This is a genomic window from Rhodococcus sp. BH5 (assembly GCF_027583855.1).
Classification (GTDB): domain Bacteria; phylum Actinomycetota; class Actinomycetes; order Mycobacteriales; family Mycobacteriaceae; genus Rhodococcus_F; species Rhodococcus_F qingshengii.
In genome coordinates, this window is record NZ_JAJHVW010000009.1 from 61,927 (window position 1) to 85,786 (window position 23,860).

At 62.5% G+C, this 23,860-nt stretch carries 18 protein-coding genes and 2 tRNA genes; 18 read left to right on the top strand and 2 right to left on the bottom strand.

Going from position 1 to position 23,860, the window contains the following annotated elements; all coding sequences use genetic code 11:
* Positions 1–632: 632 nt before the first annotated feature.
* The 16 genes from dnaA (at position 633) to RhoBH5_RS22185 (ending at position 20,963) form a co-directional block, all read left to right on the top strand.
* Positions 633–2,195 carry a chromosomal replication initiator protein DnaA gene (gene dnaA / locus RhoBH5_RS22110; RefSeq protein WP_003942491.1) on the top strand — a complete coding sequence of 521 codons (1,563 nt, stop codon included), beginning with the start codon at positions 633–635 and terminating at the stop codon, positions 2,193–2,195.
* A gap of 584 nt (positions 2,196–2,779) precedes the next feature.
* A complete protein-coding gene (gene dnaN / locus RhoBH5_RS22115) occupies positions 2,780–3,964 on the top strand; it encodes a DNA polymerase III subunit beta (protein WP_270008788.1) in 1,185 nt (394 codons plus the stop codon).
* Between the two features lie 44 nt (positions 3,965–4,008).
* Positions 4,009–4,917, top strand: coding sequence for a phosphogluconate dehydrogenase (NAD(+)-dependent, decarboxylating) (gnd, locus tag RhoBH5_RS22120; RefSeq protein WP_270008789.1), 909 nt, complete (start codon positions 4,009–4,011; stop codon positions 4,915–4,917).
* Positions 4,918–6,147, top strand: coding sequence for a DNA replication/repair protein RecF (recF, locus tag RhoBH5_RS22125; protein WP_007729171.1), 1,230 nt, complete (start codon positions 4,918–4,920; stop codon positions 6,145–6,147). It abuts the gene before it with no gap.
* Positions 6,140–6,685, top strand: a complete 546-nt coding sequence (locus tag RhoBH5_RS22130) for a DUF721 family protein (protein ID WP_003942471.1) — start codon at positions 6,140–6,142, stop codon at positions 6,683–6,685. Before recF ends, RhoBH5_RS22130 begins: the two co-directional genes overlap by 8 nt.
* A 124-nt stretch (positions 6,686–6,809) precedes the next feature.
* Positions 6,810–7,721, top strand: coding sequence for a metal-dependent hydrolase (locus RhoBH5_RS22135; RefSeq protein ID WP_007729174.1), 912 nt, complete (start codon positions 6,810–6,812; stop codon positions 7,719–7,721).
* On the top strand, positions 7,721–8,842 hold the full coding sequence (locus RhoBH5_RS22140) for a PDR/VanB family oxidoreductase (RefSeq protein WP_270008843.1): 1,122 nt from the start codon (positions 7,721–7,723) through the stop codon (positions 8,840–8,842). Before RhoBH5_RS22135 ends, RhoBH5_RS22140 begins: the two co-directional genes overlap by 1 nt.
* Before the next feature lie 28 nt (positions 8,843–8,870).
* Positions 8,871–9,794, top strand: a complete 924-nt coding sequence (locus RhoBH5_RS22145; RefSeq protein ID WP_270008790.1) for an alpha/beta fold hydrolase — start codon at positions 8,871–8,873, stop codon at positions 9,792–9,794.
* A gap of 197 nt (positions 9,795–9,991) precedes the next feature.
* Positions 9,992–12,028: a DNA topoisomerase (ATP-hydrolyzing) subunit B gene (gene gyrB / locus RhoBH5_RS22150; RefSeq protein ID WP_003942515.1), complete on the top strand. Its 2,037-nt coding sequence runs from the start codon at positions 9,992–9,994 to the stop codon at positions 12,026–12,028.
* 86 nt (positions 12,029–12,114) lie between these two features.
* Positions 12,115–14,646: a DNA gyrase subunit A gene (gene gyrA / locus RhoBH5_RS22155; RefSeq protein ID WP_047272672.1), complete on the top strand. Its 2,532-nt coding sequence runs from the start codon at positions 12,115–12,117 to the stop codon at positions 14,644–14,646.
* On the top strand, positions 14,646–16,055 hold the full coding sequence (locus tag RhoBH5_RS22160; protein WP_228401581.1) for a DUF3566 domain-containing protein: 1,410 nt from the start codon (positions 14,646–14,648) through the stop codon (positions 16,053–16,055). Before gyrA ends, RhoBH5_RS22160 begins: the two co-directional genes overlap by 1 nt.
* Positions 16,056–16,130: 75 nt before the next feature.
* Positions 16,131–16,204 (top strand) — tRNA-Ile (locus RhoBH5_RS22165).
* A 176-nt stretch (positions 16,205–16,380) separates the two neighbouring features.
* A tRNA-Ala gene (locus RhoBH5_RS22170) sits at positions 16,381–16,453 on the top strand.
* A 268-nt stretch (positions 16,454–16,721) separates the two neighbouring features.
* Positions 16,722–17,831, top strand: a complete 1,110-nt coding sequence (locus tag RhoBH5_RS22175) for a baeRF11 domain-containing protein (protein ID WP_270008791.1) — start codon at positions 16,722–16,724, stop codon at positions 17,829–17,831.
* A gap of 62 nt (positions 17,832–17,893) precedes the next feature.
* Positions 17,894–19,558 carry an alpha/beta hydrolase gene (locus RhoBH5_RS22180; protein ID WP_007729186.1) on the top strand — a complete coding sequence of 555 codons (1,665 nt, stop codon included), beginning with the start codon at positions 17,894–17,896 and terminating at the stop codon, positions 19,556–19,558.
* A 127-nt stretch (positions 19,559–19,685) separates the two neighbouring features.
* Positions 19,686–20,963: a lipase family protein gene (locus tag RhoBH5_RS22185; protein ID WP_270008792.1), complete on the top strand. Its 1,278-nt coding sequence runs from the start codon at positions 19,686–19,688 to the stop codon at positions 20,961–20,963.
* Positions 20,964–21,020: 57 nt separating this feature from the next.
* On the opposite strand, the gene RhoBH5_RS22190 is transcribed toward RhoBH5_RS22185, so the two are convergent.
* Entirely contained in the window at positions 21,021–21,473 is a 453-nt protein-coding gene (locus RhoBH5_RS22190) for a hypothetical protein (protein ID WP_042453366.1), read from the bottom strand.
* A 90-nt stretch (positions 21,474–21,563) separates the two neighbouring features.
* On the opposite strand from RhoBH5_RS22190, the gene RhoBH5_RS22195 reads away from it, so the two are divergent.
* A complete protein-coding gene (locus RhoBH5_RS22195) occupies positions 21,564–22,091 on the top strand; it encodes a peptidylprolyl isomerase (RefSeq protein WP_007729190.1) in 528 nt (175 codons plus the stop codon).
* Between the two features lie 17 nt (positions 22,092–22,108).
* Positions 22,109–23,053: a rhomboid family intramembrane serine protease gene (locus tag RhoBH5_RS22200; RefSeq protein WP_270008793.1), complete on the top strand. Its 945-nt coding sequence runs from the start codon at positions 22,109–22,111 to the stop codon at positions 23,051–23,053.
* 31 nt (positions 23,054–23,084) lie between these two features.
* Here the strand turns inward: RhoBH5_RS22200 and RhoBH5_RS22205 are convergent, their stop codons facing one another.
* Positions 23,085–23,612 carry a lipoprotein LpqH gene (locus tag RhoBH5_RS22205; RefSeq protein WP_042920742.1) on the bottom strand — a complete coding sequence of 176 codons (528 nt, stop codon included), beginning with the start codon at positions 23,610–23,612 and terminating at the stop codon, positions 23,085–23,087.
* Positions 23,613–23,860: the final 248 nt, after the last annotated feature.

The following is a 23,860-nucleotide window of genomic DNA, read 5'->3' on the forward strand; positions in this document are numbered from 1 at the left end:
ACGAAGCGATCACCACCAGCGGGTGACCGTTCGAGGTTACTTACCACCGTTGCCAAGGTCAAACCAGCCCGATTCGGAGCCCTCCCGCGGCAACCACGGCGACACGCCGATACTTACATCATTCCGCAGATTCCATTCACAGTGTGCATACGGCCGTGACCTCGAGCGAGGCGGCAAGTGTGACCTTGGCAACAGTTCCGCTACGGACTGCAGGTGACCCGAAGGCAACCCGGACAGTTCCACCGGCGCATGCTCTCGACAAGGCCTCATCAGCACATACGGGCACGAGCGCCGGACGCGACCCCGAATCCCGAGTTTCCACATTCATCCACAGGGCTGTGAGTGTTGACGCATCCCCGACACCAAGTGGCGAACGCCTCGAGTTCCGACAAAGTTGCAGGTAGATCAATTTCTCGATCACTTTGACGAATTTGGTTGACGAAAAAACCGACTCAGTGCAGGTTTGTCCACATCTGTGGATAATTGTGTGGAAACACAGCCCAGGTGGCATATTCGTAGCCTGTTACGGGGTTCTCACCCCGGGTGGTAATCCACCGAATCATTCGACGCCGCAGCCATACGCTCGGCAGCTGCAGCACACCCACTGTCGGCGAAACACGGGAAGGAACCACGTGAACGACGATCCCAACGCGCTCGCACGGGTCTGGGTCGACGTGGTTGCAGAACTCACGAGTGATGACCCCGGAAGTAATCTTCCGGCTTTGAGCAGCAAGCAGAAGGCATTTGTCCGTCTGGTGAGGCCTCTCACACTTGCTCAGGGTTTTGCACTCCTCTCGGTTCCATCGCCATTTGCTCAAGAGACGATCGAGCGCGATCTGCGCGAGCCGATCCTGCAGGCACTCGGACGCCATCTCGGTGGCCAGGTCGAGGGACTCGGTGTCCGCATTGCACTCGAAGACGATGCCGACGCACCCGCCGAACCGGTCGAGGAGCGCACGGGCAGCCGTCAGTTCGAGTCGGTCAACTCATCGGGCGCATACCGTCGGCGCAGATTCACCGAAGGCGACGGCGAACCTTCGGACTCCGAGACTGCCGAGACCGAAGAAGTCGACGACGACCGCGAAGCACTCGCGAGCGTTCACGAATCGTGGCCGTCGTACTTCACGAAGCCGCCCGCTACTCCTTCTGCTTCGGGGTCCGGCGCCAACAGCCTCAATGCGAAGTACACCTTCGACACTTTTGTGATCGGATCGTCCAACCGATTCGCTCATGCCGCTGCCGTCGCGATCGCGGAGGCGCCGGCGCGTGCGTACAACCCCTTGTTCATCTGGGGAGCTTCGGGCCTGGGCAAGACGCACCTTCTTCACGCCGCCGGCCACTACGCACAGCGACTGTTCCCCGGCATGCGGGTCAAGTACGTCTCGACCGAAGAATTCACCAACGACTTCATCAACAGTCTTCGTGACGACCGCAAGGTCGCGTTCAAGCGTCGCTACCGGGAAACGGATGTCCTGCTGGTCGACGACATCCAGTTCATCGAAGGCAAGGAAGGTATCCAGGAGGAGTTCTTCCATACCTTCAACACCTTGCACAACGCGAACAAGCAGATCGTCGTTTCCTCGGACCGTCCGCCCAAACAGTTGGCAACCCTCGAGGAGCGTCTGCGGACGCGCTTCGAATGGGGCCTGATCACCGACGTTCAGCCGCCTGAGCTCGAGACGCGTATCGCGATTCTGAGCAAGAAGGCGAGGATGGATCGCCTCGAGGTCCCGCACGACGTCCTCGAGTTGATCGCCAGCCGTATCGAGCGCAACATTCGTGAACTCGAGGGCGCGTTGATCCGCGTCACCGCTTTTGCCTCGCTCAACCGCCAGCCGTTGGATCTGACGTTGGCCGAGGTGGTCCTGCGCGATCTGATGCCCGATTCGTCGAGCCTCGAGATCAACGCGGCGACGATCATGGCGGTGACGGCCGAATACTTCAACATGTCGATCGACGACCTGTGTGGGCCGGGTAAGGCCCGGCCACTCGCTCAGGCCCGCCAGATCTCGATGTATTTGTGCCGTGAGCTCACTGATTTGTCCTTGCCGAAGATCGGTCAGACGTTCGGCCGTGACCACACGACGGTCATGTACGCCGACAAGAAGATCCGTAAGGAAATGACGGAACGCCGCAAGGTGTACGACCAGGTTCAGGAGTTGACCGCAAGGATCAAGCAGCGCTCCAAGCGTTGACCTGCACTTATTTCGATCGATGCCGCTCGAGGCAGAGGTTCCCTCGAGCGGCATCGGTGTATTCGAAGGGTTCCACGTGCGGTCCCCTCGAGGGCGGTTGTCCACCTCGAGGGACGACACGCCGGAGTCAGACACGCCGATGAGAACAAACTCTTCGTTTCTTGTGAAAAGTATTCACATCTGTGGATAAGTGTGTTGATAACTCCGAAAGTCTGTGGAGTTCTCGAGGAGGAATCCGAAAACTTTCAGAGAGTGCACAGAGGGGGTCGATTGGTCCTCGAGTCTGTCCTCGAGAAGTGCACAGGCCCTCGAGGGGACCTACCAGCGTCGACAACCGTTGCTCCACAGATTGCACAGGACTTATTACTACTACTGAGAATTTCCTAGGAAAAGCTCTTTGAAAATAGTTCTGGGGACAACTCCTGTTGAGAACCTCGCCTCAGGCTGCGCTCGCCGCGGCTTCGGCTTTCCACTTGCGCCCTCGAGGGCATACGGTGGGCATCGCTTGGTCTGTGTCAGACTTCAAGTGAGCTGATGCAGATCCGCAGCAGACGAACATGCCTACCGAGAGGAATAACCCGGCGATGGAGCTTGGAAGCCTGAAGTTTCGCGTTTCCCGGGAAGAGTTCGCTGATTCAGTAGCGTGGGTTGCTCGTAGCCTGCCCTCGAGGCCGCCCGTGCCGGTTCTCGGCGGAGTTCTTCTCGACGCAACCGAAACCGGCCTCACCGTTTCCGGGTTCGACTACGAGGTATCCGCGCAGGTCCGCGTCTCGGCAGATGTCACAACTGCAGGTCAGGCACTCGTCTCCGGTCGCCTCCTCGCAGATATCACCAAGTCGCTTCCCAACAAGCCGGTCGATGTGACCCTCGAGGGCACTCGCGTGCTCATCTCGTGCGGAAGCGCCAAGTTCTCCCTGCCCACGATGCCGGTCGAGGACTACCCCCAGCTTCCGACGCTTCCGCAGCAGTCCGGGTCCATTCCCGTCGACCTGTTCTCCGAAGCCATCAGCCAGGTAGCTGTTGCAGCCGGCAAGGACGACACCCTTCCGATGCTCACGGGTATCCGTGTCGAGATCGAACAGAATTCGATCGTCCTCGCCGCTACCGACCGCTTCCGTCTCGCCGTACGTGAACTCGAGTGGACTCCGGCCAATCCCGACGTCCAGGCTGCTGTTCTCATCCCGGCCAAGACTTTGTCCGAGTCCGCGAAAACGCTTGCCGGCAATGCAAATTCGCCGGTCGAGTTGGCTCTCGGCTCCGGTACGTCCATCGGAAACGACGGACTCCTCGGCATCGTCAACGACGGACGCCGCACCACGACGCGCCTCCTCGACGCCGAGTTCCCGAAGTTCCGTCAGTTGCTGCCTGCTCAGCACACCGCGATGGCAACGGTCGAGGTCACGCCTCTCATCGAAGCCATCAAGCGTGTAGCACTCGTCGCCGAGCGTGGCGCACAGGTTCGCATGCAGTTCTCCGCTGACGGCCTGCTCCTCTCTGCGGGTGGCGACGACGCCGGCCGCGCGGAAGAGACGCTCAACGCGTCGTTCCAGGGCGAAGCACTCACCATTGCGTTCAACCCCGGTTACCTGATCGACGGGTTGAACTCGCTTCACAGCGAAAACGTTCTGTTCGGCTTCACCACTCCCAGCCGTCCGGCTGTTCTTCGCCCCGCGGCCGAGGAAGAGCCCACGGCAGACGAGTCCGGTAACTTCGCTGCGCCCTCGAGCGAGTACACGTACCTGCTGATGCCGGTTCGCCTTCCGGGCTGAGTGGAACCCCGCACTTCAGTTCGCGCCTGACCAGGGAGAACAGTATGAAGATCGGACTCGTAGGTCTCGGCAAGATGGGCTTCAACATGCGTGAGCGCTTGCGCGCGCATGGCCTCGAGGTGATCGGATACGACCCTCGACCGGAAGTCACCGATGTCGGGTCACTTGCCGAACTCGCTGCTTCCCTCGAGGGACCTCGAGTCGTCTGGGTGATGGTTCCGGCCGGTGAAATCACCCAGAGCACCATTGCCGAACTGGCGGATGCCCTCGAGGGCGGTGATCTGGTCATCGACGGTGGGAACTCGCGTTACACCCACGACGCTGTCCATGCCGAGCTTCTGGGCGCCCGTGGGATCGGTTTCCTCGACTGCGGTGTCTCCGGTGGCATCTGGGGCCGTGAGAACGGATACGGCCTGATGGTGGGCGGATCCGAGCCTGACGTCGAGAAGGCAATGCCGATCTTCGACGCCCTTCGCCCCGACGGTGAGGCTGCAGACGGCTTTGTCCACGCCGGTCCCGTCGGTGCTGGTCATTACGCGAAGATGGTGCACAACGGCATCGAATACGGCCTGATGCAGGCGTATGCCGAGGGGTACGAGCTCCTCGAGGCGGAAAGCCTGATCGCGGACGTTCCCGGCGTGCTCCGAGCTTGGTCGAAGGGGACCGTCGTACGTTCGTGGTTGCTCGATCTGCTTGTCGACGCCCTCGAGGAAGATCCGGAGCTTGCGCAGATCACGGGCTATACCGAGGATTCCGGCGAGGGCCGCTGGACGGTCGAGGAAGCTATCAAGCACGCTGTGCCCGCTCCCGTCATCTCCGCTGCTCTGTTCGCGAGATTTGCTTCACGACAGGATGATTCACCGGCCATGAAGGCTGTGTCCGCCTTGCGCAATCAGTTCGGCGGTCACGCGGTCAAGAGCGCTTCGCCCAAGAATTCGGCTTCTGGAAGCTAAGTGTTCGTTCGTAGATTTTCGCTGCGGGACTTCCGATCCTGGGATTCGCTGACGCTTGACCTCACACCGGGAACAACCGTTTTCCTCGGTTCGAACGGGCACGGTAAAACCAACGTCCTCGAGTCACTCGGGTATCTGTCGACGCTGTCGTCTCATCGAGTGTCCACGGACGCACCGATGATCCGCAGCGGTTCCGCCAGTGCTTTTGCCGGTGCAACGGTGGTCAACAACGGACGCGAACTGACCATCGACGTCGAACTGATCGAGGGAAAGTCCAACCGCGCCAGGATAAATCAGTCTCCGACGCGTCGCCCACGCGAAGTGTTGGGGATTTTGCAGTCGGTGATGTTCGCGCCGGAAGATCTGTCGTTGGTTCGCGGAGATCCTGGCGATCGTCGACGCTATCTCGACGAGTTGTTGACGTCCCGGATACCCCGAATGGCTGCTGTCCGTGCGGATTACGACAAAGTTCTGCGTCAGCGCTCAGCCCTACTCAAAACTGCCGGTGCGGCTTTGCGTCGCGGTTCTCGTGGTGGCGAGTCCGACAACGTCCTCTCCACCCTCGAGGTGTGGGACGGGCATCTGGCCGCTCACGGCGCACAATTGTTGGCCGGGCGCCTCGAGTTGGTCCATGATCTGGCGCCGCATCTGGCGGAGTCGTATCGTTCCATCGCACCCGAATCTCGGCCGGCGTCGATTCGATACAAGAGCAGTCTGGGGTCCTCGTTGGATCCCGAATTCACCGACCCTGCAAGGATTTCCGGTATCGACGACGTTGCGTACCTCGAGGAGAGATTCCATCTCGAGTTGGCACAGATGAGGTCGAAGGAAATCGATCGCGGAGTGTGTCTGGTCGGTCCGCATCGGGACGATCTGGAGCTGATTCTCGGTGACAGCCCGGCGAAAGGCTTTGCAAGCCATGGTGAATCGTGGTCTTTTGCGCTTTCGCTGCGGCTGGCAGGTTTTGCCCTGTTGCGCGCCGACGGCAGCGACCCGGTCCTGATGCTCGACGATGTCTTCGCGGAATTGGACCGTCGTCGGCGTCGTGCGCTCGCCACCGTTGCAGCCACCGCCGAACAGGTGCTGATCACGGCCGCCGTTCCCGAGGATGTACCGGACGAACTCGAGGCGGCCAAGTTCGGCGTCGAAGCCTCCGATACCGGAGACGGTCGGATATCCCGGATAGTGCCCGTAGGCTCGGCAGATCAGGAGGTCGAGTTCGATGACTGAAGACAGCAGCGCGGCCCCGGAGCCCGAGCTCAAGGGGATCGATCTGGCGCGCCGTGCCCTCGAGGAGGCACGCGCGACAGCCAAAGCCAACGGTAAGGCCGTCGGGCAGGGGCGCTCGTCGCCCAAATACGGAAGCGGCCGCCCGCGTCGACGCAGCGGTTGGTCCGGCCCCGGCCCGGATGCGCGGGACCCTCAGCCGTTCGGTGCTCTCACCAGCGCTATCTCCAAATCGCGTGGGTGGTCCCCCAAGGTGTCCGAGGGCACGGTCCTCGGTCGGTGGCCGCAGGTCGTCGGAGAAGACATCTCCGCGCACGCCGAGCCGATTTCTCTGAAAGAAGGTGTTCTCAGCATCTCCGCCGAGTCGACGGCGTGGGCTACCCAGTTGCGCATGATGCAGTCCCAGATTCTGGCCAAGATCGCTGCTGCCGTCGGTGACGGCGTCGTGAAGACACTGCGGATCACCGGTCCGAGTGCGCCTAGCTGGCGCAAGGGAGAAAGGCATGTGAAAGGCCGCGGACCTCGCGATACGTACGGCTGAGGAAAACTCAACCAGGCCCTGGTTCTACCTATTACTTCGTGTTACAGTTAAAACTCGCTAGTGAGTGAACTGTGTCACAAGGCTGTCGTTCCCCACCGATCGGCAGGCATGAAGGAGTAGCTAGATGTCGCAGAAGATATCGACACCCGCTTCGTCGTTCGCCGAGCCGGATCACATCCTGTTGCAGGCTCGCAATGTCGAGTTCGACTGGTCCGATCTGCCCATGCACTGGATTCCGGGCGATCCGTTCAGCACACACGTTCTCAACGTGCTTCACCTTCTCCTCCCCGCCGGTGAGGAATGGTTTGTCGAGACCTTCAAGGAAGCTCTTCCTCTGATCGAGGACGAGAAACTCCGTGAGGACGTCGTCGGATTCATCGGCCAAGAGGCGATGCACTCCAACGCGCACTCGGGTGTCCTCGTCCATCTCAAGGAAAACGGCCTCGATCCGACGCCGTACACCCAGCAGATGGAGTGGGCATTCTCGAAACTGCTCGGACCGCGCCCGATGACGGGTCTGCGCGCCGAGAATCACCTGGTGGAGCGTTTGGCGATCATCGCGGCCATCGAACACATCACTGCTTTCCTCGGCGACTGGGTGCTCAACGCCAAGGGGCTGGACAAAGCCGGCATGCACCCGACCATGCTTGATCTCCTTCGCTGGCACGGCGCCGAAGAAGTCGAACACCGAGCCGTCGCGTACGACGTCATGCGCTACTTCGACAAGCGTGAGACCCGCCGGATCCGTACCCAGATCCTCGTCACGCCCGCAATCGTGTGGCTGTGGATTCGCGGTACCCGGTTCTTGATGCGCAACGATCCCGAGCTTGCCGCTCAGGCTCCCAGCCGTCGACGCCCCCACCTGTCCGATTTCATCGCGGCCGGTAAGCGCGGCACAGTTCCCACGTCGTTCGAGCTGGTCAAGCGGATGTCGACCTACTTCAGCAAGTCCTATCACCCCAGTAACGAGGGCTCGACCGCCCAGGCGGTGCAATACCTCGCGTCGTCACCCGCAGCCCAGGCGGCCGCACGGTGATTTCACTCTCGAGGGTCAAGGACGTCATCTCCGGGCACGACGGGTTGCCGCGGTTTCCGGCGCCACCCGATCTGTCCGGCAAGAACCGTCCCGACCGCGCCATGCGCATCACGGAGTTGTTGGCGGACAAGTACCTTCGGGTGTTGACGGCCTACGACTACAACCCCGAGATCGCGGGCCACAACCCCGACACGGCCATGAACATGGTGGTCAGCACACGTGAGGTGGTGGCAACCGACGAGAACGTCGTTCGCCTGCGCTTCGAATCCGCAGACGGCTCACCGATTCCGCCGTGGCATCCGGGTTCGCACCTGGACTTCCATCTACCTTCGGGTCTGCGGCGTCAGTATTCGCTGTGCGGCGACCCGGCCGATCGCACGGGATACAGCGTCGCGGTGCGCCGGATCCCCGACGGCGGTGGCGGTTCCATCGAGATGCACGCTCTCCAGCCCGGTGAGCACGTCACGGTACGCGGACCACGCAACGGCTTCCCGTTTGTCGGAGAAGGCAGCGCGTTGTTCGTCGCCGGCGGCATCGGTATCACGCCGATCATCGCAATGGTCCGTGCGGCAAGAGAATTGGGGATGGACTGGTACTTCGTGTACTCGGGCCGCTCCCGTGAATCCATGCCGTTCCTCGACGAGATCGCAACCTGGGATCCCGAGCGTGTCTTCGTGCGCCCGGACGACGAGTTCGGATTGCCCACCACCACAGACCTTCTCGGACGAGCGCCGGTCGGCGGCGCCGTGTACTGCTGTGGCCCGACGCCGATGCTCGATGCCGTCCGCCGCGGTTTCCGCGATACACCCTCCACCGCTTTGCATTTCGAGCGGTTCGGGGCTCCGCCGGTGATCGACGGCAAGGAATTCGAAGTGCAGCTTGTCAATTCGGGACAGGTGCTCACCGTGCCCACCGACGAGTCCGCGCTCGACGTCATCAAGAAGGCATTGCCCGGTGTCGGGTACTCGTGTCAGCAGGGTTTCTGCGGAACCTGTCGTGTGAAGGTGCTCGCGGGTAAACCCGATCACCGCGAAAGGCGTCTGACCGACACCGAACAGGAAACGGAGATGCTCATCTGCGTATCCCGTTCCGACGGTGGACGTCTCGTTCTCGATCTCTAGATATTTCCCGACTCCGAAGGGTTCGACAATGTCGAAGCACTCTCCTGTCCATGCCGTGACCGCGCGTCGCGTGACCAACGGTTCCGTCAGCCTGGCCGTGTTCGACCAGGGCAAGGCGGACGGCGAGACCATCGTCCTGGTGCATGGTTGGCCCGACACCCATGAACTGTGGAACCGCATCGTGCCTTTGCTGGCAGACGACTTCCGCGTCGTCAGCTACGACAGCCGCGGGGCCGGTGAGAGCACAATCCCCTCGAGGGTGCAGGACTACCAACTGAGCGCACTGGCCGGCGATCTTTTTGCCGTCATCGACGCGGTCAGCCCGGGCAAGCCGGTGCACGTCCTTGCGCACGACTGGGGATCCGTCGAAACGTGGGAAGCGGTCTGCGAGCCGGGTGCCGAAGAGAAGATCGCGTCGTTCTCGTCCATCTCGGGCCCCAATCTCGATCATCTCGGCAAGTGGATCCGGGCGAGCGCGTCCAAGCGTCGTTTCCTCGGCCCGGCGGCGCAGGGAATTGCGTCGGCCTACACCGTTCTGTTCCAGATTCCCGGCCTGTGCACCCTTCCGTTGCGTCTGTGGTTCTCCAAGCACTGGCCGGCGTTTCTGGGCTTCTTCGACGGTCTGGACCCCCGTGTGGTCAACACCGCGCCCACCATCGCCGACGACATGGTGAACGGACTCAAGCTTTATCGCGCGAACATCCGGCCGTCTCTCGGCAAGCCACGGGATCGGTACACGGACGTGCCTGTTCAGCTCATTCTGAACAAGTACGACAAAGCCGTTCGTCCGGTGGGATACGAAGACACCGAAAAATGGGTCTCCGACCTGCAGCGACGTGAAATTGCCGCGGGACACTGGTCGCCGTTTTCACATCCGGGTGAGGTTGCCGAACATGCGCGGGCATTTATCGCGAGCCTGAGAGAGCGTCGCTCGGAGAAGCAAAGTTCCTAGCGTTTCACCTTCCGGGGATCGTAAAAATTCGTCTGCGGCGCAGCCAGGGGTGTCATTGGCCGCTTCTAGTCGGTGCTTACCAGTAAGATGGTCAACGGTAACTAGCGGCAACATTCTCGAACCCGCTCCGACGACACCCGCAAGGGCTTGCTGACGGCTGCGCTCGAGTATTGACGGAGAAGGAGAGCTACCCACCCGTGGCTGCCCAGAAGTCAGATACAAGCACTTCCAGCAAGGACTACAACGCGTCGTCCATCACCGTCCTCGAAGGACTCGAGGCGGTACGTAAGCGTCCAGGCATGTACATCGGTTCCACCGGTGAACGCGGCCTGCACCACCTCATTTGGGAGGTCGTCGACAACTCGGTCGACGAGGCGATGGCCGGACACGCCACCAAGGTCGAGGTCACCCTCCTCGAAGACGGCGGAATCCGCGTCATCGACGACGGCCGTGGCATCCCGGTCGGCATGCACGCCTCCGGAGTCCCCACCGTCGAGGTCGTGCTGACCCAGCTGCACGCCGGCGGCAAGTTCGACTCCGACTCCTACGCCGTCTCAGGTGGTCTGCACGGCGTCGGTATCTCGGTGGTCAACGCGCTCTCCACCCGGCTCGACGTCGACATCAAGGTCGACGGCTACCGGTGGCAGCAGACGTACACCGATTCCAAGCCGGGAGAGCTCGTACAGGGCGACCCGACGAAGGAAACCGGCACCACCGTCAGTTTCTGGGCCGATCCCGAGATCTTCGAGACCACCCGCTACAACTTCGAGACCGTTGCGCGTCGTCTGCAGGAAATGGCCTTCCTCAACAAGGGCCTGACCATCACGCTGACCGACGAGCGCGCCGAGGTCATCGACGACGAAGCTGCCGAGGTGGCCGAGGCTCCCAAGTCTGCTGCCGAAGAAGCCGAAGAAGCTGCTCAGGCAGCGCCGCGTAAGTCCAAGACTCGCATCTACCACTACCCCGGTGGACTCGAGGACTACGTCCGGCACATCAACAAGAGCAAGACCCCGATCCACAACTCGGTCGTCGGATTCACCGCCAAGGGCACCGGCCACGAGCTCGAGGTCGCAATGCAGTGGAACTCCGGCTACTCGGAGTCCGTGCACACCTTCGCCAACACCATCAACACCCACGAGGGTGGTACCCACGAAGAGGGCTTCCGCGCCGCACTGACCGCAACGGTCAACAAGTACGCGCTCGAAAAGAAGCTGCTCAAGGACAAAGATCCCAAGCTCACCGGTGACGACATCCGTGAAGGACTCGCGGCCATCATCTCGGTGAAGGTCGGTGAACCCCAGTTCGAGGGTCAGACCAAGACCAAGCTCGGCAATACCGAGGTCAAGTCCTTCGTGCAGAAGGCGTGCAACGAGCACCTCGCGCACTGGTTCGAGGCGAACCCGGCCGACGCGAAAACCATTGTGAACAAGGCTGTTTCGTCGGCGCAGGCCCGCGTCGCCGCACGTAAGGCGCGTGAGCTGGTCCGCCGTAAGAGCGCGACCGACCTCGGTGGCCTGCCAGGCAAGCTCGCCGATTGCCGCTCCAACGATCCGGAGAAGTCCGAGATCTACATCGTGGAGGGCGACTCCGCAGGCGGCTCGGCCAAGTCCGGCCGAGACTCGATGTACCAGGCGATCCTCCCGCTCCGCGGAAAGATCATCAACGTCGAGAAGGCGCGTATCGATCGCGTCCTCAAGAACACCGAAGTCCAGTCGATCATCACCGCGTTCGGCACGGGCATCCACGACGAGTTCGACATCGCCAAGCTGCGCTATCACAAGATCGTGCTCATGGCCGACGCCGACGTCGACGGTCAGCACATCGCAACGCTGCTGCTCACGCTGCTGTTCCGCTTCATGCGGCCGCTCGTCGAGCACGGCAAGGTCTACCTCGCGCAGCCGCCGCTGTACAAGCTCAAGTGGCAGAAGGGTGCGCAGCCGGAATTCGCGTACTCCGACCGCGAGCGCGACGCGATGGTCAAGGCCGGCCTCGAGTCCGGCAAGAAGATCAACAAGGACGACGGCATCCAGCGCTACAAAGGCCTCGGCGAGATGAACGCCAAGGAGCTGTGGGAAACCACGATGGACCCGACGGTGCGCGTTCTGCGTCTCGTCACGCTCGACGACGCGGCTGCTGCCGACGAGCTGTTCAGCGTGCTGATGGGCGAAGACGTCGAAGCACGACGCAGCTTCATCACCCGCAATGCCCGGGACGTTCGTTTCCTCGACGTGTAGGCCTGCGGCCCTGTGCGTGGTTGAGGAGTCCCCGGGCTCCTTTTCCGCGCACAGGGGCTTGCCCCCTCTTTTAAGAAAGTGAGCTCATGACCGACACCACGTTGCCACCGGACGGTCCGCAACACGACCGGATCGAACCGGTCGACATCCAGCAGGAAATGCAGAACAGCTACATCGACTACGCCATGAGCGTCATCGTCGGTCGCGCTCTGCCGGATGTCCGCGACGGACTCAAGCCGGTGCACCGCCGCGTGCTCTACGCGATGTACGACAACGGATATCGCCCCGACCGCGGATACGTGAAGTCTGCCCGACCGGTCGCCGAGACCATGGGTAACTACCACCCCCACGGCGACTCCTCGATCTATGACACGTTGGTCCGTATGGCCCAGCCGTGGTCGCTGCGTTACCCGCTCGTCGACGGTCAGGGAAACTTCGGATCCCGCGGCAACGACGGCGCAGCCGCCATGCGTTACACCGAGTGCAGGCTCACGCCGCTCGCGATGGAAATGCTGCGCGAAATCGACCACGAGACAGTCGATTTCACCCCGAACTACGACGGCAAGACGCAGGAACCGACGGTTCTGCCCAGCCGAATCCCGAACCTGCTGATCAACGGTTCCAACGGCATCGCCGTCGGTATGGCCACCAACATTCCGCCGCACAACCTGCGTGAAGTTGCCGAGGCCATCTACTGGGCGCTCGACAACTTCGAAGCGGACGAGGAAGCCACCCTCGCGGCCGTCATGGAGCGCATCAAGGGACCCGACTTCCCCACGCACGGGCTCATCGTCGGTGGACAGGGCATCCAGGACGCCTACACCACCGGCCGTGGCTCCGTTCGTATGCGCGGCGTCGTCGAGATCGAAGAAGATGCCAAGGGCCGCACCACGATCGTCATCACCGAGCTGCCCTACCAGGTCAACCCGGACAACCTGATCACCTCCATCGCGGAGCAGGTTCGTGACGCCAAGATCGGTGGCATCTCCGACATCCACGACGAGTCCTCGGACCGCGTCGGCATGCGCATCGTCGTCACCGTCAAGCGTGACGCCGTTGCCAAGGTCGTGCTGAACAACCTTTACAAGCACACCCAGCTGCAGACCAGCTTCGGCTGCAACATGCTCTCCATCGTCGACGGAGTGCCGCGCACGCTGCGCCTCGACCAGATGATCCGTCTGTACACGGCGCATCAGCTCGAGGTCATCGTTCGTCGTACCAGGTACCTGCTTCGCAAGGCACAGGAGCGCGCCCACATCCTGCGCGGTCTGGTCAAGGCCCTCGACGCTCTGGACGAGGTCATCGCCTTGATCCGTGCGTCGCAGACCGTCGACATCGCTCGCGCCGGATTGATGGAACTCCTCGACGTCGACGAGATCCAGGCCGACGCCATCCTCGGCATGCAGCTGCGTCGTCTGGCCGCCCTCGAGCGTCAGAAGATCGTCGACGAGTTGGCCGAGATCGAACTCGAAATCGCGGACCTCGAAGACATTCTGGCTCGCCCGGAGCGTCAGCGCGCGATCGTTCGTGACGAGCTCAAGGAAATCGTCGACAAGTACGGCGACGACCGTCGTACCCGCATCATCGCCGCCGACGGAGACGTCAACGACGAGGATCTGATCGCCCGCGAAGACGTCGTCGTCACGATCACCGAGACCGGTTACGCCAAGCGCACCAAGACCGACCTGTACCGCTCGCAGAAGCGCGGCGGCAAGGGTGTTCAGGGTGCCGGCCTCAAGCAGGACGACATCGTCTCGCACTTCTTCGTCACGTCGACGCACGACTGGCTGCTGTTCTTCACCACGAAGGGCCGCGTCTACCGCGCCAAGGCTTACGAACTGCCCGAGGCGAGCCGTACCGCTCGCGGTCAGCACGTTGCCAACCTGCTGGCCTTCCAGCCGGACGAGCGCATTCAGTCCGTCATCCAGATCAAGACGTACGAAGACGCGCCCTACCTGGTGCTCGCCACTCGCAACGGTCTGGTCAAGAAGTCCAAGCTCACCGACTTCGACTCCAACCGCAGCGGTGGCATCGTCGCCATCAACCTGCGCGGTGAAGACGAACTGGTCGGCGCTGTCCTCTGCTCCGCCGAAGACGACCTCCTTCTCGTCTCGGCACAGGGCCAGTCGATCCGCTTCTCGGCCACCGACGAGGCACTGCGTCCGATGGGCCGCGCCACTTCCGGTGTCCAGGGCATGCGTTTCAACGGTGACGACGAGCTGCTCTCGCTCAACGTCGTTCGTGAAGGAACGTTCCTCCTGGTCGCCACCTCGGGCGGTTACTCCAAGCGAACCGGCATGGAGGATTACCCGGTGCAGGGTCGCGGCGGCAAGGGCGTGCTCACGATTCAGTACGACAAGAAACGTGGCACTCTGGTCGGTGCGCTCATCGTCGACGACGACGACGAGCTGTACGCGATCACCTCGGGCGGCGGCGTCATCAGGACGGCTGCCAAGCAGGTTCGTAAGGCGGGACGCCAGACCAAGGGCGTGCGTCTGATGAACCTCGGCGAAGGCGACACACTGCTCGCGATTGCGCGCAACGCCGACGAGCCCGAAGAGCTCGCTGCAGAGACCACCGACAACGCAGACAATGCCGATGGAGCTAAGGAGTCCTAGTGAGCACTCCCAACCAGCCGGGCAGTGACCAGAAGAGCGAAAGCACTTCAGGTTCGACGCCACCGAAGCCGGAGCAGGCAACTGCTCCGGCGGGGCCGCAGACCTCGAAACCTGCAGCTCCAGCGGACGGCGGACCCAAAGCTTCCGAGGCAGCTCCGGCGCCCAAGGCACCGGAGCCGCCTCGCGGCCCGTCGGCTCAGAAGCCGGCGGGTGGGGCTTCCGACGCCGCGGGTGCGGCCAAGGGTCAAGCTCCTTCCGCTCCTTCAGTGGCTCCGGCTGCGCCGGTAACTCCGGCAAAGGGTGACGGTCAGGCTCCGCCGCAACCGGTTGCCAATCAGGCTCGTGGCAGCCAGGCGCCGCCGTGGCAACGCGGACCCCAGCCGTCGGGTCAGCCGCAGGGGCAGCCAGCTCAGAACCCGGCTGCTCAGAACCCGGCGTCCAAAGCCCCGGCGTCGAAGACTCAGCCACCGCAAAGTCAGGCGCCGCAAAGTCAGGCGCCGCAAAGTCAGCCGCAGACCAACATCACGCGCCCAGCCGGCGCTGGTGCTCCTGCGGGTCGTCCGGCAGCTCCTGCCGGGGGTAAGCCGCCTGCGGGTCCGCAGCGTCCTGCAGCGGCCGGCCCGGCGCAGGGTGGTCCGGTGCAGGGTGGTCCGGCCAAAAACCCCGCGCAGGGTGGTGCGCCGAAGGGACAGCCGCAATCGGGTCGCCCCGCTGCCGGTGCACAGACGGGTCGTCCTGCCGGCAACCCGTCGGCACGTCCCGTCGTGACGGGAACGGCGGCTGCCGCAGCTACCGGTGGCGTCGCCGGCGCGGCAGCAGCCAAGGCTGTTGCACCCTCGGGCGCAAATCCCAAGGCTGCAAACGCCACAGTCGCCAATCCCACCGTCGCTAATCCGAAAGCAAAAGCCGCCGCGATCGACGGGCCGACTCGGCACATCGATCGCAAGGATCTACCGAAGGACATGCCTGACCTCTCCGAGGCCAAGCATCCGTTGCCTGCTGCGGTGAAGGGTGAGAAAACTCACGCCGTATCGGCTTCGGTCGTGGACGGTGCGCCACTGCGCGCAACGGTCCAGATCCGTCGCATCGACCCGTGGTCCACGCTCAAGATCACATCCGTGATCTCGGTGTCGCTGTTCTTCGTGTGGATGGTGGCCGTCGGACTGCTCTACGTGGTTCTCGACGGCATGGGCGTCTGGGATCGCCTGAACAACGCGTTCACCGACATCGTTGCCGACGGCGGCTCCGACGGTCTGGTGACGGCCGGCCAGGTGTTCGGCTACGCCGCGCTGATCGGCATCGCGAACATGGTGCTTTTCACGGCACTCGTCACGATCGGATCGTTCATCTACAACCTCTGCAGCGACCTGGTTGGCGGCGTAGAGGTAACTCTCGCCGACCGCGACTGACCTGCGAAAACATTGCTCCGCCGGGCCCGTTTTGGTGTCAGCGGCCCGGTGGGGTAATCTTTGGAATCGGTTCAGGGGCCTATAGCTCAGGTGGTTAGAGCGCTTTACTGATAATGAAGAGGTCGGAGGTTCAAGTCCTCCTAGGCCCACTCCCATGTGCCGAAGAAGGGTTGCTGGAATGAAGGTTTTCCTGCTTGTCGGGGCCGGAATTCTGGTAGCTCTCGGGGTCACCAAACTGATCAAAAGTCAGCGCGGAGACAAGGTTTGGCACGATTTGGAAACAGGATAGAACCTAGGTACTCTGACTCCGGTCAGAAAACCGAACGGGGCCTTAGCTCAGTTGGCAGAGCGCTGCCTTTGCAAGGCAGATGTCAGGAGTTCGAATCTCCTAGGCTCCACAGTAAGAAAACACCCTTCCGGGATCCGGGAGGGTGTTTTTGTATCTCCACCCACCGTTTGTCGACCCACCGACGGTCTCGTGGCCCTCCCGCTTTTGAGCGAACGGCACTTTCGGCGCACTGGAGGCGATGAACATGCCGTTCGCTCGGAGTGGGGTGGCCAGAACCGCGCCCACTATGGACCGTTCGTCCCGAATTCTCCGGAAAGTCTAGTGGTCATAACCAGCCGGGCGTAGCGTGAGGAGAACCCAATTTCAGGAGGTTCGTAGTGCTTCACAACGACATTCCCAGCCACGGTGAAATTGCCGCACTCGCGGAGGTGGAGGGGCCCACCTGCATCACCATCGTTACTCCGACTGAAGATGCGCCGCAGGATCATGACAAAGCGCGCATAGCCTTCAAGGACCAGGTCCGCTCGGCACTCGCATCGGTGGAGGATCCGGCCGAGCGCAAGCAGTTCGAGGCCGAATACGCAGAGCTCGACGACGACGACGATTTCTGGCGCTTCCAGTCGCGCTCATTGGTCACGTACGCGACGCCGGACCGTCTGGTGACCTTCCGCCTCCCCAACCGTCTGCAGGCGCTCGAAACGGTCAGCGATCGGTTTCATCTCAAGCCACTGCTCCGTTCGGTGACGTTCCCTCAGACGGCGTTTGTTCTCGCTCTGGCAGAGGGTTCGGTGCGACTGATCGAGATCGCTGCCGATCAGCCGGCCGACGAGGTCCGTGTTCAGGGAATGCCGAAGAACGCTGCGGATCACGCGGGCAAGTCGTCAATCAACAGCCGTACCGAAGCGGGTCGGTTGTCGGGGTCGGACAGCCGAAAGTTGCGCGTCAATCAGTACGCCCGCGCAGTCGATCACGAGGTCCGCGGTGTGCTCGCCGGCCGTGACGTCCCCTTGATTCTGGCCGCTGCGGAACCCATCGCGTCGGTGTATCGCTCCGTGAATTCGTACCGCCACCTGGTCGACAAAACCGTCGAGGGAAACCCGGAAGCCTTGTCGACGCAGGAAGTGGCGGACGGTTCGCGTCCGGCGCTCGACGACTTCCATGCCGAGCAGCTGGCGGCGGTGCGGGACACCTTCAATGTGCGCACGGAACAGGGACGCACTCAGACGGACGTCGCCGACGTGGCAACAGCCGCGACGTACGGACAGGTCGACACCGTTTTCATCGACATCGATTCCGTCGTACCCGGAAGTCTCGATCCCCAGACGGGCGCTCTCACGACCGGCGAGTCGACCAACGGAAGCACCTACGGGGTCGTCGACGAGATCGCTCGTCGTGCGCTCCTGACGGGTGCGCGGGTGCTCGCTGTTCGCGCGGAGGACATTCCGGGCGGCGGCGCAGTTGCCGCGATTTTGCGCTTCGCCCCGTAAACAGACTGGACGCGTGTGCGCTTCGTGACCTGATTCGGGCACGGGGCGCATACGATTCCGGCATGAAACGTGTGTGGGAACGGCTGCGCCTCTACTGCAAGACGCTGCACCCGGTCGGGCTTGCCTTTGCTCTGGTCTTCTTCACCTGGTCGATGAGTCCGTCCCTGTTGCCGCGCGCGTGGTACCTACAGGGCGTTGCGACGGGCATCTCGCTCGCCATGGGATACGGCGTCGGCGTGACGGTTGCCTGGATGATCCGCAAGTGCGGCGTCGAACCGCAGTGGTCGGATCGCACCAAGAAGATCGGCTGGCGAATCCTGTTGGTCGCGGCCGTCATTCTGGTGCCGACGTTCTTGGTCCTCGGTTCGTGGTGGCAGCAGATCGTTCGCGATCTCGTGGAAGCTCCACGCACCAATCAAGCGAATTATCTTCTGGTGTTGATGATTTCGCTCGGAATCTGGTTCATCCTGCTCGAGGCAGGCCGTGGTCTTCGGTTCACCACCAACAAGCTCACCGCCGTCGCACTACGGTTCGTTCCCCTCGAGGCGGCGAAGGTCGGCAGCTTGATCGTCATCTTCGCCCTCGGCATCTTCATCGTGAACGGTGCGCTGTACAACGGGCTGATCGCCTTCGCGAACTGGAGTTTCTCCGGTGCGGATCACGAAACACCGGACGGCATCGAACAGCCCATGATTGCAGAGCGGAGCGGTTCGCCGATGTCCGCCGAGGCTTGGGATTCTCTCGGTCAGGAGGGGCGCACCTTCATGGGTAGCGGTCCCACTGCAGCCGAGATCTCTGCATTGACCGGACGTGAAGCGAAGCAACCGATCCGGGTGTATGCCGGACGTGAATCCTCGGACTCGATCAACGGTGTCGCACAGCGGGTCGTCGACGAGTTGGAGCGCACCGGCGGATTCGACCGCGGAACCCTCGCAGTTGTCACGACCACCGGCCGCGGTTGGGTGAACGAGGACGTCGCGTCGGCGTTCGAGTACGTCGAGGGCGGGGACACGGCGATCGCGTCGATGCAGTACTCGTTCCTTCCGAGTCCGTTGGCCTTCATCGCAGACCGCGAGACGCCGATGATCGCCGGGCGGGCACTCTTCAACGCGGTCTACGCCAAGTGGATCGACCTGCCCGTGGAGACGCGTCCCGAACTGGTTGTCTTCGGTGAGAGCCTCGGCTCCTACGGTGGCCAGGCCGCATTCGCCGGCGCCCAGGACATGATGACGCGCGTCGACGGCGCACTGTGGGTCGGAACCCCCAACTTCACTGCTCAGTGGCAGGAAATCACGGACAGTCGTGACTCGGGCTCACCGGAGATTCTGCCGGTGATCGACGGTGGCCAGGCAATTCGGTTTGCCGGTGATCCGGAAGATCTGGAGCTGAAGTCGGACTGGGACGACGATCGCATCGTGTACTGGCAGCACGCCAGCGACCCGATCACGTGGTGGTCCTTCGACCTGCTGCTCAACAAGCCGGATTGGCTCAAGGAACCGCTGGGTCGCGACGTGGATCCGGGAATGACATGGGTTCCTCTCGTGACCTTCTGGCAGGTAACCCTCGACATGGTCTTCTCGGCTGACGTCCCGTCCGGGCACGGTCACAATTACGGCGAGGATGCAGCGGACATGTGGGCCAAGATCCTGCACCCCGAGGCCTGGACCTCGGCTGATACCGACAAGCTTCGTGCGCTGCTGACCACCAATCTGGAGCCCACGAAGTAGTCGTAAACGGTTGTAATTCAGCCTGTTAAGGCAAAAACCTCACCAAAAAGTGTTACGTGAGGTATGTGTTACTCTGCGTTCGCTGTGTGCCAAGCCACAGCGCAGGCGAACGTGGGGAGATCGAAACGTGAAGAGCAGAGCATGGTGGGCGGCCGGGGTCTCCGTCGCGGCACTGGTCATGGGTGCTGTGACGGCCCCTGCCGCAACGGCGGAGCCGGCGGATTTCTACACGCCGCCGTCGGAGCTTCCGGCAGGTGCCAACGGAGATCTCATCAAGAGTGAGCCGTCACCACTGCTGCTGAGCGTGCCCGGATCGAACGGTGCGTGGCCGGCAACCGCCACCAAGATCATGTACCGAAGCGAGGACGCCAAGGGCGCCCCCGTTGCCGTGACGGGCACCTATCTCGAACCGTCGAACCCGTGGACCGGGCAGGGGGCGCGTCCACTGGTTGCCGCAGCGGTGGGAACGCATGGGCAGGGCGATCAATGCGCACCGTCCAAGCTGTTCAACACCGGTATCGAGTACCAGTTCCCGACGGACGTCATGGTCGGCTACGAGTCCATCTGGGTGAACACGTTGCTGCTCAACGGCATTGCCGTCGTCGTCACCGATTACGAGGGCCTCGGAACTCCGGGCGATCACACCTACGTCAACCGTGAAGCCGAAGCGCACGCCGTTCTGGACTCGGTGCGAGCCGCTCAGCAACTCCCGAACACGAGCATTCCCGCCGACGGCCCCGTCGGACTGTGGGGTTACTCGCAAGGTGGAGGAGCTGCCGCTGCCGCAACGGAATTGAAGCCGTCGTACGCTCCCGAGCTTGATCTCAAGGGCACCTACGCAGGTGCACCGCCCGCCGATCTGGCGGCGACGCTGCAGCAGGTCGACGGCACGTTTCTCACCGGAGTGATCGGCTACGCGCTCAACGGGATCCTTGCGCAGTACCCCGAGGTTCAGCCGCTGCTCGACGCCGAGATCAACGATCGTGGCCGACAGATTTTGGCCGCCACCAAGAACCAGTGCGTCGCCGAAAGTGGATTGCAGTTCGGCTTTCAGCAGTCGTCGAGCTTCACCAATTCCGGTGAATCACTGTCCGCGGTTCTGGCCCGTCTGCCCATGGCGCAGGCGATCCTCGACGAGCAGAAGATCGGCAAGCCGACGCCGGAGTCGCCCGTGCTCATTCAGCATGGCCGCTCCGATGACATCGTTCCGTTCGGCCAGGGACAGCAACTGGCGCGAGACTGGTGCGGCAAGGGTGCAACGGTGCAGTTCTCCGTCAACGAACTGCCCCCGATCATTCCGGGACTGGCAATCAATCACGCGACGCCGTACCTGGTGGGTACCCCCGAATCCATCGGATACATGATCGATCGCTTCAACAACGTCCCGGCACCGTCCAACTGCTGAATGTGAACATCGAAAAGCCCCGGAACACAATCTGTTCCGGGGCTTTTCGTATGTCGACTAAGCGGTCTTCTCGGCCGAGTTCTCCTCGAGGCGAGGGGGTGCGGAAGCGACCGGCGGATGCTCGCGTCGGCGGCTCTTGAAGAACACCGCGCCACCGATCACCGCGACACCGGCGATGACGAACACCGTGACGCGCTTGCGGCCGCGAGGCTTCTCGGTGCGTTCCGCGGACTTCGTGGGGATAGCCTTTGCGCGCTCGACGCCCTTCTTGGCGAGGACTTTGCCCTGACGGCCCAGGAACAACCCGACCTGCCCAGCGCCGCGAGCGACCGACGTCGCGACCACCGCGGCGATACGGCGAGCGTTGTCGGCTGCCTCGGACTCCTTGATGCGAGCCGCTGTCTCTTCGAGGTAGGCGGCAGTCTCGTCGAAGGTGTCCTCGACGCGGGCGCGCGCGTGATCGAAGGTGTCGGGCAACTGCGTGCTGAGGGACTCGGTCACTCGTGTCATGACTTCACTGTGCCATAACAGTGGGGCGAGGACAGGGAGACTTTTGCGGGGCGACATCCGCGAGAACGCCGGCAATGGCACGATGGTGGTGTGACTTCAACTCATCAGACCGCAACCGCAACGCTGCACACGAACCGCGGCGACATCAAGATCGCTCTGTTCGGCAACCATGCGCCGAAGACCGTCGAAAACTTCGTCGGCCTCGCCGACGGCTCGAAGGAGTACACCACCGCAAACGCCGCCGGCACCAAGACCGGCCCGTTCTACGACGGTGCCATCTTTCACCGCGTCATCGACGGCTTCATGATCCAGGGTGGCGACCCCACCGGAACCGGCACCGGCGGCCCGGGCTACAAGTTCGGTGACGAGTTCCACCCGGAACTGCAGTTCGACCGCTCCTACCTGCTGGCCATGGCCAACGCAGGCCCGGGAACCAACGGCTCGCAGTTCTTCATCACCACCGGCCCGACGCCGCACCTGAACCGTCGCCACACCATCTTCGGTGAGGTTCTCGACGACGATTCCAAGAAGGTTGTCGACGCTATCTCCTCCACCGCCGTCGATCGTGGCGATCGTCCGGTCGAGCCCGTCGTGATCAACAGCATCACCATCTCCTGAACAGGTAAAACAAGCAGATGACGAACCCCGGTTGGGGCGGCGGTGCGAGTGAGGGCATCCCGCCCCAACCGCGGTGCGTCCGCCATCCAGATCGACCTACCGCACTTTCCTGCAATCGTTGTGGACGACCGGCGTGCCCGGACTGTCTCCGCGAGGCGGCGGTGGGATACCAATGTGTTGACTGTGTAGCTGCCGGTCAGCGTGATGTCCGCCCCGTTCGGGGCGTCGCCGGAAACACCGTGAGCCCCACCCGTGCGGTCCCGGTCGTGACGTACACCTTGATGGGGCTCAACGTCCTGGCGTTCCTCGCCACCTTCGCGCAGTCGCGAAGCATCATGAACAATCAGGTCGGCTCGTCGATCTTCGCGAACTGGGCACTCAATCCGGGGCTCGTCGCCAGCGGTGACTGGTTCCGGCTCATCGGCTCCGGGTTCTTGCACTTCGGCATCTTGCACCTCGCGGTCAATATGTACGCCCTCTACATCCTGGGCCGCGACACCGAAATCGTGATGGGCCGCTCGAGGTACATCGGCATCTACCTGGTTTCGCTTCTCGGCGGTTCCGCCTCGGTGATGGCATTCCAGCCGGTGTTCTCTTCGCTCACGGCCCTGTCCTGGACTGCTGGGGCGTCGGGTGCGATCTTCGGCATCATGGGCGCACAGGCCGTCCTTCTATTGCGTTTGCGTCGAAGCCCGGTCCCGATCATCTCGGTGATCGCGATCAATGTGATCATCAGCATTTCGCTGCCCGGGATCTCGTTCTGGGGTCACGCGGGAGGTCTGGTGGCAGGTGCCGCAACAGCCGCTGCCTTCCTGTACGCCCCACAGTGGTTGGGTGCCGGTGAGAACCGCGTGAAAGCAGTGCGGATCGGCTGGATCGCTTTTGGTGCCGTCACCGTGGTGACAATCGGAGTCATAGCGCTCCGCGTCGTTCAACTGCGCGAACAGCTGGGAATCAGCTAGCAAGAATCCTAGGGCCCAGCCGTTCTATGGCTCAGCCGCCGATGATGGACTCACAGGCGAACGTGATCTCGAAGCTCGACGTCGCCGTCGGGTTGCCCTTGTCCCGGGCGCCGATTCCCTCGCCCGTCACCACGAAGGTATCGCCGTCCTGCTTGGCACTGGCAGATCCGCCGGGCAGTCCCGGTGCGAATCCGGCGGTGTACGGCAGACCGTTCGATCCACCCTCGCTTCCGGCGATTCCGGCAGTCTGAACCGTGCCGGATTCATCGACGATGGCCGAGACGGTCAACATGCCGTAGGTGGGATTTTCCGCGTCGAGCAGTGTCATAACTGTCGTGCCGCCGTCCTTTGCGCACTTCGTCTCGAATTTGGCGTCGAGCGTCTTCCCGCCGACGGTGGCCGAGGATGTAGCGGACGAGGCGCCGGCAGCGCTCTTGTCGGAGTTGGTCTTGTCGGAGTCGCTGCCGCAGGCGGAGGCGAATATAGCGACCGCCGCGAGGGTGGCAGCGACTGCGGTGGAGGACCGGCGGGTCATCGTGGTCCGAACCAACTTCGTCATGTTCTGTCCTTCAAGTCACGCGGTGCGTCCGCACTTGCTCTGGCTGTTTCGCCGACAACACTAGCCAGTGACTCGGTGCTCGTAGCTCTAAACCCCCAGCTCAGACGGGTTTGTCGCCTTCGACTGTTCAGGGACGTTCGTCGGGCTGCCCGGGATCATCTGCCGGATCTTTGGGAGCAATCGCACATGCAGAGACGGCTTCTGTAGAGATTGTCCACATAGGTTGGGCTCAGTCGTGCTTCTACTGT

Coding starts and splice junctions, on each gene's coding strand:
- dnaN (WP_270008788.1), top strand. CDS start 2,780: ATGGAGCTTGGAAGCCTGAAGTTTCGCGTTTCCCGGGAAGAGTTCGCT.
- gnd (WP_270008789.1), top strand. CDS start 4,009: ATGAAGATCGGACTCGTAGGTCTCGGCAAGATGGGCTTCAACATGCGT.
- RhoBH5_RS22130 (WP_003942471.1), top strand. CDS start 6,140: ATGACTGAAGACAGCAGCGCGGCCCCGGAGCCCGAGCTCAAGGGGATC.
- RhoBH5_RS22135 (WP_007729174.1), top strand. CDS start 6,810: ATGTCGCAGAAGATATCGACACCCGCTTCGTCGTTCGCCGAGCCGGAT.
- RhoBH5_RS22145 (WP_270008790.1), top strand. CDS start 8,871: ATGTCGAAGCACTCTCCTGTCCATGCCGTGACCGCGCGTCGCGTGACC.
- gyrA (WP_047272672.1), top strand. CDS start 12,115: ATGACCGACACCACGTTGCCACCGGACGGTCCGCAACACGACCGGATC.
- RhoBH5_RS22180 (WP_007729186.1), top strand. CDS start 17,894: ATGAAACGTGTGTGGGAACGGCTGCGCCTCTACTGCAAGACGCTGCAC.
- RhoBH5_RS22190 (WP_042453366.1), bottom strand. CDS start 21,473: ATGACACGAGTGACCGAGTCCCTCAGCACGCAGTTGCCCGACACCTTC.
- RhoBH5_RS22200 (WP_270008793.1), top strand. CDS start 22,109: ATGACGAACCCCGGTTGGGGCGGCGGTGCGAGTGAGGGCATCCCGCCC.
- RhoBH5_RS22205 (WP_042920742.1), bottom strand. CDS start 23,612: ATGACGAAGTTGGTTCGGACCACGATGACCCGCCGGTCCTCCACCGCA.